Genomic DNA, 14613 nt, shown 5'->3' with positions numbered 1-14613 from the left:
GATGGACGGATGTTCATCGCCTTTGCAATGAGCGCGGGACGTTAGGTCGCCAGCGGCTCCGCCGCAACCGGGATTGAATGGGAACAGGACAGATCATGATCGCGACCAGTCTGGCGGCGGCCCTCGCCGTCCTTGCGCCGAACCCGCAGGACGTCCTGCCCACCCAGCCTGTGCCCTATGCGTCGGCTTCCTCGTCCGTGCCCGGCTATTCCGCCACCTATCAGGGCCGCGTGCTGAACGATCAGGACACGGCGCTGTTTCGCCAGGGGCTGGCGGCCGCCCGCGCGCGCGACGTGTTCGGCGCCCAATCCGCCATGTCCCAGATCCGCGACGCCTCGGCGCGCAAGCTGGTCGAATGGGCGCTGATCGACACCTCGGGCGAGCAACTGGCCTACGCCGACCTCGCGCGGGGCCAGAGCGACCTGGCCAACTGGCCGCGCGGCGAATCACGTCGTGCAGCCGCCGAAAAGGTTCTGGACCGGTCCGGCCTGGGCGCCGACGCGGCCCTGTCGCTGATGTCGGACGGCAAGCCGACGACGGTCGAGGGCGCCATCGCCTACGCCTCGGCGCTGGAGCAACGCGGCCGCCAGGATCAGGCCCGCGATCTGGTGCGCGACTGGTGGCGCACGCGGTCGTTCGACGACGCGCCGCAATCGCGGATCCTGGCCCGTTGGGGCGCGTGGCTGACGCCGGCGGATCACGAGGCGCGGCTGAACATGCTGTTGCTGGGCCCGCACGGCCCGGCGACGCGCAGCATGGTCAATCTGGTGTCGCCCGAGCGCGCCGCTATCGCCAACACGGTCATGACCCTGCGCTCGGCCTACAGCCCTGACGCTGTCATCGCCAATCTGACGCCCGCCCAGGCGGCCGATCCGGCCGTGGTGCTGGAGCGCGTCCGCCTGCTGCGGTCGCAGAATCGCCAGTCGGAGGGTTTCGCCCTGCTGGCCAACCTGCCGCCCGCCCCGGCCCATACGACCGGCGACAACATCCTGTGGAGCGAGCGTCGCAACTATTTCTTGGACGCCCTGCAGCAAGGCAACTGGCGCGCCGCCTATGACGCCATGAACGGCCACGGCTTCACCTCGGGCGACCGGATGGTGGACGCCGAGTTCTTCGCCGGTTGGGTCGCCCTGACCAAGCTGAACCAGCCCGAGGTCGCCGCCCGCCATTTCGAGGCGCTGCGCACTGCATCGTCCACGCCCATCACCCAGGGCCGTGCCTACTACTGGCTGGGGCGGGCGGCCGAGGCCCGCGGCGAACGCGACGCGGCGCTGGGCTACTATCGCAACGGCGCCCAGCACTGGCAGACCTTCTATGGTCAACTGGCGGCCGAGAAGGCGGGCATGACCACGCTCCAGTTGCCGGGCGAACCCGTCCCGTCCCAGGCCGATATCGCGCGTTTCGAAGGCAATGAGATCGTGCGCGCCACCCGCATTCTGGGCGAGACGGGCGAGATGAGCTTGCTGCGCGTCTTCGCCTATCAGTTGGACAACGACCTGCCGACAATCAACGATCTGGCCCTGCTGATGGACCTGTCGCGCGGCTATGGCGAGGGCTTCACCGCCATGATGGTGGGACGCGCCGCCAGCCAGCGCGGCTTCGTCATGCCCGAGCGTATGTATCCGGTGCGCATCCCGCCCCAAGTCGCCGGCGCGGCCCCGCTGGAATTCACCCAGGCCATCACCCGCCAGGAATCCAGCTTCGATCCGCGCGCCCGTTCCGGCGCCGACGCGCGCGGCATGATGCAGTTCCTGCCGTCCACCGCCTCGGGCGTCGCTCGTCGCCTCGGCATGAGCTATTCGGCCGAACAGCTGTGGGACCCCGACTACAACATGACCCTGGGCAGCTATCACCTGGGCGAGCTGATGGCCGCCAACAACGGCTCCATGCTGCTGGCGACGGTGGGCTACAATGCCGGCCCGGCGCGTCCCAGCCAGTGGATCGCGCGCTGCGGCGACCCGCGCGGCGATGCGATCAAGACCATCGACTTCATCGAATGCGCCCCCTTCACCGAGACGCGCAACTATATGATGCGGGTGATGGAAAACATGGCGGTCTACAAGGCGCGCCTGAACGGCGGCACCGCCCCACTGACGCCCTCGGCCGACATATCGCGCGGCGCGGCCGCAGGCCCCAGGCCCTACGCGGGCTACTGAGCGCGGCGGGCCGCCAGCAGCGGTCCGTTCGGCCCTTCGACCCAGCCGCCGTCCAGCCCGAACGTCCGACGCAGGACGTCGGGCGCCAGCGCCTGCATCGGCGGAGCGTCGGCGACCATTTGGCCCCGGTCCATCACCACCACGCGGTCGGCGACGGTCGCGGCCAGGGTGAGGTCGTGCAGGCTGACCAGCACCCCCGCCCCCCTGTCGGCCCGCGCCCTCAACCGCTCCAGCACAAGCCGCTGGGCGTCCGGGTCCAGACCGGCGATGGGTTCGTCGGCCAGCAGCAGCGGCGCATCGACCACCAGCGCCCGCGCCAGCAGGACGCGCGCCCGCTCCCCGCCCGACATTTCCGCCACGCCGCGATCCGCCAGATGACCGGCGCCCACCTCATTCAGCGCAGCGCCGGCCCGCGCCAACGCCTCCGCGCCCGAAAGGAAGGGCGCGCCAAGGGCCGCCACCTCGACGGCCGGCAGGTTCCAGGCGATGCGTCGTTCCTGTGGCAGATAGGCCGCCCGTTCCGCGCGCTGACGGTGGGACAGGTCCGCGATCGGCGTTCCGCCCAGCCTGACCTGACCGCCGGTGGTCGCCAGCAGGCCCACAGCCGCGCGAATGGCGCTGCTCTTGCCCGCCCCATTCGGCCCGCACAGGGCGACGACCTCCCCGGCCGAAACCGACAGATCGATCCCATCCAGCACGACGGCCTGGCCCAGCAGCGCCCGAACACGCTCCAGCGACAGCAGGCTCACAGCCGCCACTCCCGCGCCGCGCGCCAGGCGATCAAGGCGAACAGCGGCGCACCGATCAGGGCCGTGAACACGCCCAGCTTCAGCTCCTGATCCGTCGGCGTCAGCCGCGCCAGCAGATCCGCAACGATCAGCATCAGCCCGCCGGCCAGCGCCGACGGCGCCAGTATCCGCTTCGCATCCCCCCGCACCAACGCCCGCACCAGATGGGGCGCCGCCAGACCCACGAAGCCGATGACGCCTGCCGCCGCGACCGCCGCCCCGGTCGCCACCGCCGCCGCAATCAGGGCGAACGCCCGCAGCCGCCCCATACTCAGGCCGGACGCCGCCGCGCCTTCGTCGCCCAGGGTCAGCATTCTCAGGCCGTCGCCAGACAGGATGGCGAACACGCCCGCGACGATCACCGCCGGCGTCACCCAGGCCACGTCGATCCAGCTTCGGTTCTGCACCGATCCCAACAACCATGACATGACCTCAGCCTGCGCGATGGGCGACGGCGACAGGTTGAAGATCAGGGCGGTGGCCGCGCCGGCGAAACTGGACACGGCCACGCCGAACAGGATCAACGCCTCGGGCGCCCGCATCGCTCTGGACGCGACGATCAGAAGGCCGCCCGCCAGCGCAGCCCCCGCCAAAGCTGACATCTCGATCAGGCCGGGCACGGCCGCCGCGCCCAGAACGATGGCTAACGCCGCCCCCAGCGCCGCCGTCGCCGACACGCCCAGCACACCCGGATCGGCCAGCGGATTGCGCAACAGCCCCTGCATCACCGCCCCCGCCAGCCCTAGAGCCGCGCCGACGACCAAGGCGCAGACCGCGCGCGGCGCGCGCACCTGCCACAGGACTTCCGCCGGTCCAGACGCCGGATCGCCAAAGGCGGCGCCATACAGCGCGCCCGTAAACTGCGTTTCACCCATCAGGATCGCCAGCGCCAGGGCCGCCACGATCAGCAAGCCCAGGATCAGGCACAGTCGCACCGTTCCGCTCATGGCCGACCCTCGGCCATCAGCGCCACCGCATCCGCCGCGAACCAGGCCGGGCAGGTCAGGGTCGCGGCCGGCAATCGCGCCGCCGTCCGTCCCTCGGCCGCCCGACGAACCACCGGATGCCGGCCCGGCCCGCGCAGGTCGGCCCGCAACTGATCGAAGAAGCCCAGGATGAACCGGACCGGCGGGTTCATGGCGATCCTTTCCACGCTGATCGCGCCGAATCCGGGCGCCGTCGTCAGATTGCGGAAACCCGCCGCCCGCATCATGGCTTCCATCAAGGTGCCGGGCCCCGACGTAAATCCGCCCGAGGTCAGATAGACCGCGCCCGGCGCCTGGGTCGCACGTCGCGCGGGCGCGGCCCGCGCCAGTTTGGCGTCCATCCGCTGTTCCAGCCTGCGCCCGCGCTCGACCTGGCCCAGCCCACCGGCCACCGTGCGAATGTTGCGCCGAACGCCCTCCAGATCCACGGCGTCCTCGATGGTGATCACCTTGACCCCGCGCTGCTCAAGCGCTGTCAACAGCCGAGGCTCGCCGCCCCAATAGCGCACCACGACATCGGGCCGAAACCCGACAGCCGCCTCCAGCGTCGGCCGTAAACGCAACCGCCCGGCGGCCTCGCGCCGCAGCCAGGCGTCGGGATCGTCGGCGCGGGGCGACAGCGCCAGCTGCGAATCCGGCGAGAGCGCCAGCACATATTGATCTGCACACTGATCAAGAGCCATGATGCGCAATGGCTGGGCCTCGGTGACGCCCGCAGCGCCGATCAGGATCAGGCCCGCCAGCGCCCCCCAGGTCCGCCTCATGGTCGAGGCAAACCGGCGAACACGGCGTCCAACATCGTATCCACAAGCAGCTGACGATCCGCCCACGGAAAATAGGGCTTGGTGATCATCAACGACACCACCCCATGCGCCGTCGCCCATATGGCCTGGGCCAGAACGCTCGGATCGCCCTTCAGCTCGCCCGCCGTCACCGCGTCGGCCACGGTCGCCTGCAGCGTCGTGAACAGACCGGCGCCCAGTTCGCGCGCCATGTCCTGCGCACCCTCGCGCGCCTCCACCGGCCGCGTCAGATAGATCAGGCGATAGGCGTTGGGATGGGCGAAGCCGAACGCGACATAGCCGTCGATCATGCGACGCAACCTTTGGATTGGCGGCCAATCCTCGTCGGCGACCGCAGCATTGGCGGCGATCAGGCGGGCGAAGGCGTCGCGGCAGATTTCCTGCAGGATCGCGCCCTTGTCGGGGAAATGCATATAGAGGGCCGTCGAAGACAGGCCGACCTCGTCCGCGATCTTGCGGATGGTGGCGCCCTCATAGCCGTGCTCGACGAAAATCCGTTCGGCCGCCGCCAGGATTTCGCCGCGCCGCGAATGGCCCTCGCCCTTCGGCTTTCGGGTCGTGCGCGAGGATGTCGAGGCGTCGGACAAACGGTTGCTCCAGATCGGGCGTCCTGAATAGCGACAATCCGTCCAAGGCGCCAACCGGCTTGCCGAACGCGGTTGGTTGCCATAGCGATTACAGGTTGAACGCGGCGCGGGGGCGAGGTGGCGAAGGACTGGACACATCCGGGCATCACGCCGCGCAGCAGCGGTGCATGGCGGCGTGCGCCCAGCGGATTTCAGGTGCTGGCGGCGACGGTATTCATCGGCAGCTACGCCTTCGCGGCGATCCGCTGGCCGGAGACGGCCTTCATGGCCGGACTGTTGATCGTCCAGGCGGCCTTCGTCCTGTCCGCCGTATGGAAGACGGTCATCGCCATCGCCAGCCTGCGCCGCCCCAGCCCGGCGCCCGTGCCCATCGAATGGCCCCGCTACACCATACTGGTCGCCCTGCACGACGAGGCGGCGGTGGCACCGGACCTGATCGCAAATCTGGCGCGCATCGACTATCCGGCTCATCGGCTGGAGGCCTTCATCGTGCTGGAGGCCCACGACGCCGCGACCCTGGCGGCGGTCGAGGCGGCGCCCAAGCCGGCGTGGCTGAAGACCTGCATTGTGCCGCCGGGCCATCCATTGACCAAGCCGCGCGCGCTGAACCACGCGCTGGCCCAGGCGCGCGGCGACCTTGTCACCATCTATGATGCGGAAGATCGCCCCCATCCGCAGCAACTGCGCCGCGCCGCTGCACGTTTTGTCGCCCAACCCCGGCTGGGCTGCCTGCAGGCGCCGTTGCGGATCAGGCCCTCGGGCCGAGCGGGATCGGCCTTTCTGGACCGCCAGTTCGCCTTCGAATACGCGGCTCTGTTCGAGGTGACCTTGCCAGGCATGGCGCGCCTTGGCCTGCCCTTTCCGCTGGGCGGCACCAGCAACCACATCCGCATGACGGCGCTGCGCGCGGCGGGCGGCTGGGACGCACACAATGTCACCGAGGACGCCGACCTGGGCTTTCGCCTGTGGTCGCTGGGCTGGACGCTGGACGTCATCGACTGCCCGACCTGGGAGACGCCGCCCGGCGGCCTGGACCGTTGGCTGCCCCAGCGTACGCGCTGGCTGAAGGGCTATATGCAGACCTGGGGCGTCCATACCCGACGTCCGCGCCGGCTGGGGCGGCGCGGCCTGCTGTCGCTGGTCATGACCCTGGGGGCGGCCATCCTGGCGGCGGGGGCCCATGCGCCCACCCTGGCTTGGCTGGCCTCTGCCGTGTTGGTCGGATTGCACGCCGGGATCGCGCCGGCGACGCCTTTGGCCTCCATCGCCGTCCTGGGGGCCGGGGTGATCGCCGCCTGGATGGGATGCGCGGTCGGCGCGCGGCGCGCGGGGCTGGACTATCGCCTCGGCGACATGTTGGCGGCGCCCGCCTATTGGTCGCTGCTCAGCCTGGCCTTCGTTCACGCCGCCTGGCGGCTGATCATCGAGCCGCACGTCTGGGACAAGACCCCGCACGACAGCGAGGTTCAGCCGCTGGAACTGGTCGTAATCGCCGACGACGCTGGACGCGAGGCCGCCTGAACGCCTATCAGCCCGACGATGGCGCCCGTTCTTTCCAAGACACCCGAAACTCTCGTGACCCGCGGCTGGTCCGACTATGCCCTGCTGGACAGCGGCGACGGCAAGAAGCTGGAACGCTACGGCCGTTATACGGTCGTCCGGCCCGAGCCGCAGTGTTTCTGGTCCCCGCGTGATCCCGCCGCCTTCGACGCCGCGACCGCCCTGTTCGATCCGCAGCAGGAGGAAGAGGATTCCGGCCGCTGGAAGTTCGACAAGCACGGCCCCGTCGACGCCTTCCCGCTGAAATGGCGCGACGTGAAGTTCACGGGCCGCTTCACCCCCTTCCGCCACCTGGCCTTCTTCCCTGAACAGGCCGCAAACTGGGAATGGCTGGACAAGCGGGTGCGGGATTTCTCGCAATCAGCCGGCCGTGCCCCCAAGCTGCTTAACCTGTTCGGCTACACCGGGGTGGCCAGTCTGGCCGCGGCTGCGGCCGGCGCCGAGGTCACCCACGTCGACGCCTCCAAGAAGTCCGTCGCCTACGCCCGCGAGAACGCCGAACAGTCGGGCTTGGCTCAGCATCCGATCCGCTGGATCGTCGAGGACGCCCGCAAATATGTGGCGCGCGAGGTTCGTCGCGGCTCCAAATACGACGGCATCATTCTGGACCCGCCAAAATACGGTCGTGGACCGACCGGCGAGGTCTGGCGGCTGTTCGAGGACATGCCGGGTCTGCTGAAGGACTGCGCCGCCCTGTTGGCCGACGACGCCGACTTCCTGCTGCTGAACGCCTATGCGGCGCGCGTATCCGGTCTGTCGCTGGCGCACCTGATGGCCGAGGCGACCCATGATCGCGGCGGGCGCATCGACTGGGGCGAACTGGCCCTGTCCGAAGATGGCCAGGACGCCCGCGCCATTGGCCTGTCCTTCTTCGCGCGGTGGTCGCGATGAGCGCGCGGGACGAATACCGCGTCATCACCTCGCTGACGAACGACACCATCAAGGCCGTCCGCGCCCTGCATATGCGCAAGGAACGCGACCTGACCGGGACCTTCCTGGCCGAGGGTCTGAAGTTCATCGGCGAGGCGCTGGATCAGGGCCGCGCGCCTAGAATGCTGCTGGTCGGCGAAGACGCCCGCCCTCATCCGCTGCTGGACCGCGCCAAGGCGGAAACGCGCAAGGCGGGCGGCGACATCATCATCGTCACCCACGCCATCCTGGAAAAGATCAGCCGACGCGACAATCCCCAGACGGTGCTGGGCGTGTTCGAACAGGCCTATGCGCCGTTGGACAGCCTGGACCCCGCCTCGGCGCCCTGCTGGGTCGCGCTGGAGCAGGTGCGCGATCCCGGCAATCTGGGCACCATCATCCGCACGGCGGACGCGGCGGGCTGCGGCGGCGTCATCCTGATCGGCGACTGCGTCGATCCCTATTCGGTCGAGGCCGTGCGCGCGACCATGGGTTCGGTCTTCGCTGTCTCGATCACCAAGACCACGCCCGACGCCTTCCTGGCGTGGCGCAAGACTTGGCCCGGCAGTGTCGTCGGCACCCGTTTGGACGCCACGGTCAGCCATCGCTCGGCGGTGATGCAGAAGCCGTCGTTGATCCTGATGGGCAACGAACAGGCCGGCCTGACCGACCAACTGGCCGCCGCCTGCGACGTCAACGTCAAGATCCCGATGCGCGGCCGGGCCGACAGTCTGAACCTAGCCATCGCCACCGGCATAATGGTCTATGCCGCCACCGACGAAGCCTAGCGCTTCTCTTCCGGCGCCACCCGACCCATGCCCCACAGGGCGACGATGGTGATCAGGGCGGACACGGCCAGATAACCGCCGACCGCCGCCGGCCCGAACCGCTCGGCCAGTTTCAGCGCGATATAGGGCGCCAGCGACGCGCCCAGAATGCCCGCCAGATTGAAGGCCATCGACGCCCCGGTATAGCGCACCGCCGTCGGGAACGGTCGGGCCATGGCCGCGCCGATGGGGCCATAGGTGCAGCCCATCAGGGCGAACCCCAGGGCGAAGAAGATCAGCAGCCCGGTCAGCCCGCCCCCGAACAGGGTGGCGAACAGAAAACCGAACAGGCCGATCCCGATGGACGACGCGATCAGCACCCTCACCTGCCCGTACCGATCCGCCAGCAGGGCCGTCACCGGAATGAAGGCGGCGAAGAACAGCACGCCGATCAACTGGATCGGCAGCACGTCGGCCCGCGCCAGCCCCATCCCCGTCGTCGCCCACCCCAGGGCGAAGACCGTCATCAGATAGAACAGGGTGAAGGTCGTCACGCCGCTGAAGGTGCCCAGCACCAGTGCGGCCTTGTGATGCGAAAACAGGGTCACGGCCGGCGCCTTGACCCGCTCGTCGCGGTCTACGGCCTTCTGGAACTCGGGCGTCTCGGTGATCTTCAGCCGCACCCACAGGCCGACGAACACCAGGACGGCGCTGGCCAGGAAGGGGATGCGCCAGCCCCAGCTCTCGAATGCGGCTTCGCTCAGGGTCGAGGTCAGGGCGATAAAGGCGGTAGTGGACAGGATGAAGCCGATGGGGGCGCCCAGTTGGGGGAACATGCCGAACCAGGCCTTCTTGCCGGGCGGCGCATTCTCGGTCGCCAGCAGGACCGCCCCGCCCCACTCGCCGCCCAGGCCCAGCCCCTGTCCGAAGCGGCAAACCGCCAGCAGCAGGGGCGCCAGCAGGCCGACCTGCTGGTGCGTCGGCAATAGACCGATGGCCACGGTCGACAGCCCCATGGTCATCAGGGCCGCCACCAGCGTCGCCTTGCGCCCCACCCGGTCGCCGAAATGGCCGAACGCCAGGGCGCCGATAGGCCGTGCGAAGAAGGCTATGGAGAAGGTGGCGAACGACGACAGCAGCGCCGTGCCCGGATCGTCGCCCGGGAAGAACAGGATCGGAAACACCAGCACCGCCGCCGTGGCGTAGATGTAGAAGTCGAAGAATTCGATCGTCGTGCCGATCAGGCTGGCGAACAGCACGCGGCCGGTGGAGTTCTTGGGCAGGACTTCGGACATGGTTTCGGCTCCCAGCAACCTGCTGCGATGCCCGCAAGGCGGCCCTGCCGTCAAGCCGATCAGGTCCCGCGCGGCTTCACCCGGTTTGTCGGCTGCGCCTCGGCCGGGTTCTCGGGCCAGGGGTGGCGCGGATAGCGGCCCCGCATCTCGGCTCGCACCGCCGCCCACGACCCCGACCAGAAGCGCGGCAGGTCCTTTGTCACCTGCACCGGCCGGCGCGCGGGCGACAGCAGCGCCAGGGTCAGGGGCACGCCGTTCGCCACGGTCGGGTGGGTCGTCACCCCGAACAGTTCCTGCACGCGAATGTCCACGCGCGGCCCGCCCTCGGCCGAATAATCGATGGCAGCCGATCCCAGCGGCGTCACCAACCGCGCCGGCGCCAGTTCGTCCAGCCGACGCTGCAGGTCCCATGGGATCAGCCCGCGCAGCGCTTCCGCCAGTCGCGCGTCGCCGATGGCGTCCAAAGCCTTCGCACCCTCCAGCAACGGCCACAGCCAGTCTTCGCGCGCCGCCAGCAGGGCTGCGTCCGATACATCCGGCCAGGCGACGTCCTGGTCGTGCAGAAAGGCCAGCCGCGCCCTGAGGCCTTCCGCCTGTTCGCCCCAACGCAGCGCGCCCAGCCCCTCGGCCTCCACCTCGGCGCGCAGGGCGGCGTTCAGCATTTTTGCGTCCGGCGCGCCGACCACCTTCTCGTCCAGAACGATGGCGCGGATCCTTCGCGACCGCCGGATCACCGCCCGACCGGACGGTTCGCGCGCCATCCGGTCCTCGGTGGTGATAAGACGCGCCAGCTCGGTTTCCACCGCCTCCGAATCCAACGCCGCCGCCAGCCGCACCCGATCGCGCACATCGCCGCCACCCAGTTCGGCGACCGCCAGCCAAGGCGCGCGCGCCAGATGATCCGACGCCTCCAGCATGGCGCCGCGTCCGCTGGCCAGCAGGAACTCGCCGGACCTGCCCCGCGCCTTCGCGATCCGTTCGGGAAAAGCCTCGGCCAGCAACAGTCCCGGATGGACCGTCTCGCCCGACCCGCCGCCCGCCGCCCTGGCCCAGCGATCCGCCAGCTTCAGCGCATCGCGCGCGCGCGGCGACTGATCCCGCGTCAGGCCGACCAGACGGTCCGACAGATCGACGCCCGATCCGCCCAGCCCCGGCTCGCTCAACACCGCCGCGATCCGAGCGCCGGCCAGGGCGTCGCCCCGATCCGAGGCGACAGCGACCATATGGGCCAGACGCGGCGGCAGCGGGATTTTCGTCAGCCGCATCCCATGTGCCGACAATCCGCCATCGGCCCGCAGCGCGCCCAGGCGGGTCAGCACATTGCGCGCTTCGGCCATTGCGCCGGCGGGTGGCGGGTCCAGCAGCGCCAGCCCCTCGACCGACCGCGCGCCCCATCGCGCCAGATCCAGCGCCAGGCCGGTCAGGTCCGCCTCCTGGATTTCGGGCCGCTGGTGCGCGACCAACCCCCGCGTCTGCTCCTCGTCCCACAGGCGGTAGCAGACGCCCGGCGCCGTGCGCCCCGCCCGCCCGCGCCGCTGTTCGGCCGAGGACCGGCTGACCTTGACCGTCGCCAGTCGCGTCAGGCCGCTGGACGGTTCGAAACGCGGCACGCGCGACAGGCCGCCGTCGATCACCACCCGCACGCCCTCGATGGTCAGGCTGGTCTCCGCGACCGAGGTGGCCAGCACCAGTTTGCGCCGTCCCTGCGCCGCCGGTTCGATGGCGCGGTCCTGTTCGGCGCGGTCCAGGCCGCCGTAAAGCGGCGTAACGTCCACATCGGCCAGCCGCAGCCGTTCCCTGACCAGACGCGCGACGCGGTGAATCTCACCCTGCCCCGGCATGAAGACCAGGATCGACCCGCTCTCCTCGCCCAAGGCCGTCAGGCAGGCCCGCGTCACCGCGTCTTCGAACCGCTCGGCCGGATTGCGGCCCAGGTATCGGGTCTCGACCGGAAACACCCGCCCCTCGGCCTCGATCACCGGCGCGCCGTCCAGCAGACGCGAGACGCCGACGACATCCAGCGTCGCCGACATGACCAGCAGCCGCAGATCGTCGCGCAACAGCCCCTGGGTCTCGCGCGCCAACGCCAGGCCCAGGTCGGCGTCCAGACTGCGTTCGTGAAACTCGTCGAACAGGACCGCGCCCACGCCCTCCAGACCCGGATCGTCCAGGATCATGCGCGTGAACACGCCCTCGGTGATGACCTCGATCCGGGTCGTCGCCCCGATACGGCTTTGCAGCCTTGTGCGATAACCGACCGTCCCCCCGGCCTGTTGGCCCAGCGTCGCCGCCATCCGATCCGCCGCCGCCCGCGCCGCCAGCCGTCGCGGCTCCAGCACCAGGATCTTGCCGTCGCCCAGCCACGGCTGATCCAGCAAGGCGAGCGGCACGACCGTCGTCTTGCCCGCGCCGGGCGGCGCGGCCAGCACGGCCGTGTTTCCGGCGCCCAAGGCGGCCTTCAGCGGGTCCAGAACGGCGTGGATCGGCAACATATCCGGCCTGTAGCCGACCCTGGGGCGATCACGAAAGCGTCGTCCGGCCTTTACTGCGCCGTCATGCGCGTTGCGCGCCGTCCCATCCGCCGCTAGCGTCCGCCCAAACCCAGCCGAGGGGCTGGCTTATAATGTGGGGAATAAATCTATGTGGCGCGTCAAATCGTTGGATGCGATTCTCGCATCCGCGGAGAAAAAATCGCTAACCCGAACCCTGGGCCCCGTTCAGCTGACCTTGCTGGGCGTGGGCGCGATCATCGGCACCGGCATCTTCGTCCTGACCTCCGAGGCCGCCCAGAAGGCCGGCCCCGGCATGATGTGGAGCTTCGTCATCGCCGCTGCGGTCTGCGCCGTGGCGGCGCTTTGCTATTCAGAAATCGCTTCGATGGTGCCGGTCTCCGGCTCGGCCTACACCTACACCTATGCGGTGATGGGCGAGTTGCTGGCCTGGATGGTGGGCTGGGCGCTCATTCTTGAATACGCCGTCGCGGCCTCGGCGGTGTCCGTCGGCTGGTCCGGCTATTTCATCGGCCTCCTGCAGAGTTGGGGCATAAGCTTGCCACAGGCCATAGCCGTCGGCCCCTACGCCGGCGGCGTCATGAACCTGCCGGCCCTGCTGATCGCGCTTCTCATCACCGGCCTGCTGATGATCGGGACCAGCGAAAGCGCGCGCGTCAACGCCGTTCTGGTCGCCATCAAGGTCACGGCCCTGACGGTCTTCATCGTCCTGACCGTGCCGGTGCTGAAGGGCGCCAACTTCACGCCCTTCACGCCGAACGGCTGGTTCGGCGACGGCCATGGCGCGGGCCTTGGCGTCGTCGGCGCCGCGGCCTCGATCTTCTTCGCCTATGTCGGCTTCGACGCCGTTTCGACGGCGGCCGAAGAAACCAAGAACCCGCAACGCAACGTGCCCATCGGCCTGATCGCGTCGCTGGGCATCTGCACCATCTTCTATCTGCTGGTCGCCGCCGGCGCGATCGGCGCCATCGGCGCCCAACCGCTGCTCGGTCCGAACGGCGAGGTGCTGCACGCCGGTTCGTCGGCCCTGGCCGCGCAGTGCTCCACCTTCTCGTCGATGCAGGAGCCTCTGGTCTGCTCGCGCGAAGCCCTGGCCCACGTCCTGCGCGTCGTCGGTCATGAGCGCATCGGCGACCTGATCGGCATCGCCGCCTTCCTGGCCCTGCCGTCGGTCATCCTGATCATGCTGTTCGGTCAGACCCGCATCTTCTTCGTGATGGCGCGTGACGGCCTGCTACCCGGCTTCCTGGCCACCATCCACCCCAAGTGGAAGACGCCGCACATCGTCACCATGATCACCGGCGCGGCCGTGGCCGTCTTCGCCGCCTTCCTGCCCGTCGGCCAACTGGCGGACATCTCCAACTCCGGCACCCTGTTCGCCTTCTTCATGGTGGCGATCGCGGTGATGATCCTGCGCGTGACCCAGCCGAACCGTCACCGCCCGTTCAAGACGCCCCTGGTGTGGATCATCGCCCCGCTGGCGGTGCTGGGCACCCTGGGCCTGTTCTTCAACCTGCCGACGGAATCCAAACTGGTTTTGCCAATCTGGGGCGCCGTCGGCCTGGTGGTCTATTTCGCCTACGGCTATCGCAAGAGCCACGTCGGACGCGGTCTGGTCGAGGTTCACGAGACGGACAGCGACGCACCGCCTCCGCCTGTTCCGCCGATCAAGTAAGAAGAAAGGCCCCGGAGCGATCCGGGGCCTTTTTTATTGTGGTGCGGATGAGAGGACTCGAACCTCCACGCCTCTCGGCGCTGGAACCTAAATCCAGTGCGTCTACCAGTTCCGCCACATCCGCATTCAGGTAGGCCGTCGCCTCTAGAGGCTGGCGACCGTCAGGGCAAGGGTCAACGACGCCCCGCCACCAGTTCATTGCGGATATTGCGCCCCAGCGGATCGCGCGCCTGCCAGCTGTCGCCGACGTCCGCCTCGACCATGCGGCTGCAGAAGCGGGGCAAGATCTGGCGCGGCGCGAAATCGCTGAGACAGATTCGGCCGTTCTCGGCCGTCCAGCGCGCGTTCAGCCGCCGCCCGTCCGAAAACTGCGACGTGTAACGCCCGTCAGGCTCGAAGAAATGCTTCACCCACTGCCCGTTGGGATAGTGGGACACGATGGTGTTGCCAAAGGCGTTGGACATGCCCGCGCTGGCCGTCGACGCCGCAGCCAAGCCCGCCAGCGCCAATCCGCCGATCCAGATGCCGTATTTCAACCCGTCCCTCCTGCGCTGTCCCCAGCATCGACTATCGACGA

Annotated in this window: 12 protein-coding genes and 1 tRNA gene; 5 read left to right on the top strand and 8 right to left on the bottom strand. The window is 69.2% G+C overall.

Annotation, left to right across the window (positions count from 1 at the left end; all coding sequences use genetic code 11):
* The first annotated feature begins 95 nt into the window (after positions 1 to 95).
* Positions 96 to 2156, top strand: a complete 2061-nt coding sequence (locus tag B3Z70_RS09880; protein ID WP_292021362.1) for a lytic transglycosylase domain-containing protein — start codon at positions 96 to 98, stop codon at positions 2154 to 2156.
* Here B3Z70_RS09880 and B3Z70_RS09875 read toward each other — a convergent pair.
* The 4 genes from B3Z70_RS09875 to B3Z70_RS09860 are packed head-to-tail and all read right to left on the bottom strand — an operon-like array spanning position 2150 to position 5320.
* Positions 2150 to 2905 (bottom strand): ABC transporter ATP-binding protein, encoded by a 756-nt coding sequence (locus tag B3Z70_RS09875; protein ID WP_292021364.1) that lies wholly within the window; start codon positions 2903 to 2905, stop codon positions 2150 to 2152. The genes B3Z70_RS09880 and B3Z70_RS09875 overlap by 7 nt on opposite strands.
* Positions 2902 to 3891 carry a FecCD family ABC transporter permease gene (locus B3Z70_RS09870; RefSeq protein ID WP_292021366.1) on the bottom strand — a complete coding sequence of 330 codons (990 nt, stop codon included), beginning with the start codon at positions 3889 to 3891 and terminating at the stop codon, positions 2902 to 2904. The genes B3Z70_RS09875 and B3Z70_RS09870 overlap by 4 nt, the downstream gene beginning before the upstream one ends.
* On the bottom strand, positions 3888 to 4694 hold the full coding sequence (locus tag B3Z70_RS09865; protein ID WP_292021368.1) for an ABC transporter substrate-binding protein: 807 nt from the start codon (positions 4692 to 4694) through the stop codon (positions 3888 to 3890). The genes B3Z70_RS09870 and B3Z70_RS09865 overlap by 4 nt, the downstream gene beginning before the upstream one ends.
* Entirely contained in the window at positions 4691 to 5320 is a 630-nt protein-coding gene (locus B3Z70_RS09860; protein WP_292021371.1) for a TetR/AcrR family transcriptional regulator, read from the bottom strand. Before B3Z70_RS09860 ends, B3Z70_RS09865 begins: the two co-directional genes overlap by 4 nt.
* Before the next feature lie 117 nt (positions 5321 to 5437).
* Here B3Z70_RS09860 and B3Z70_RS09855 point away from each other — a divergent pair, with 117 nt between their 5' ends.
* The 3 genes from B3Z70_RS09855 to B3Z70_RS09845 are packed head-to-tail and all read left to right on the top strand — an operon-like array spanning position 5438 to position 8577.
* Positions 5438 to 6841, top strand: coding sequence for a glycosyltransferase family 2 protein (locus B3Z70_RS09855; protein ID WP_292045427.1), 1404 nt, complete (start codon positions 5438 to 5440; stop codon positions 6839 to 6841).
* Positions 6842 to 6859: 18 nt separating this feature from the next.
* Entirely contained in the window at positions 6860 to 7771 is a 912-nt protein-coding gene (locus B3Z70_RS09850; protein WP_292021375.1) for a class I SAM-dependent methyltransferase, read from the top strand.
* Entirely contained in the window at positions 7768 to 8577 is an 810-nt protein-coding gene (locus B3Z70_RS09845) for a TrmH family RNA methyltransferase (RefSeq protein WP_292021377.1), read from the top strand. The genes B3Z70_RS09850 and B3Z70_RS09845 overlap by 4 nt, the downstream gene beginning before the upstream one ends.
* Here the strand turns inward: B3Z70_RS09845 and B3Z70_RS09840 are convergent.
* Both B3Z70_RS09840 and hrpB read right to left on the bottom strand, forming a co-directional pair.
* The gene (locus B3Z70_RS09840; protein WP_292021379.1) at positions 8574 to 9851 is read right to left on the bottom strand and encodes an MFS transporter; all 1278 of its coding nucleotides are present in this window, start codon (positions 9849 to 9851) and stop codon (positions 8574 to 8576) included. The two genes, B3Z70_RS09845 and B3Z70_RS09840, sit on opposite strands and share 4 nt — an antisense overlap.
* Before the next feature lie 59 nt (positions 9852 to 9910).
* The gene (gene hrpB, locus B3Z70_RS09835) at positions 9911 to 12343 is read right to left on the bottom strand and encodes an ATP-dependent helicase HrpB (protein WP_292021381.1); all 2433 of its coding nucleotides are present in this window, start codon (positions 12341 to 12343) and stop codon (positions 9911 to 9913) included.
* A gap of 148 nt (positions 12344 to 12491) precedes the next feature.
* Between hrpB and B3Z70_RS09830 the strand changes: the two genes are divergently transcribed.
* Entirely contained in the window at positions 12492 to 14036 is a 1545-nt protein-coding gene (locus B3Z70_RS09830) for an amino acid permease (protein ID WP_292021383.1), read from the top strand.
* 39 nt (positions 14037 to 14075) lie between these two features.
* On the opposite strand, the gene B3Z70_RS09825 is transcribed toward B3Z70_RS09830, so the two are convergent.
* Positions 14076 to 14160 (bottom strand) — tRNA-Leu (locus B3Z70_RS09825).
* A gap of 49 nt (positions 14161 to 14209) precedes the next feature.
* Complete coding sequence (locus tag B3Z70_RS09820; protein WP_292045425.1) at positions 14210 to 14572, bottom strand: hypothetical protein; 363 nt, start codon at positions 14570 to 14572, stop codon at positions 14210 to 14212.
* Positions 14573 to 14613: the final 41 nt, after the last annotated feature.

This window comes from Brevundimonas sp. UBA6550 (assembly GCF_002434505.1).
In the GTDB taxonomy this organism is placed as follows: Bacteria; Pseudomonadota; Alphaproteobacteria; order Caulobacterales; family Caulobacteraceae; genus Brevundimonas.
This window is presented reverse-complemented; position numbering and strand designations above follow the sequence as displayed.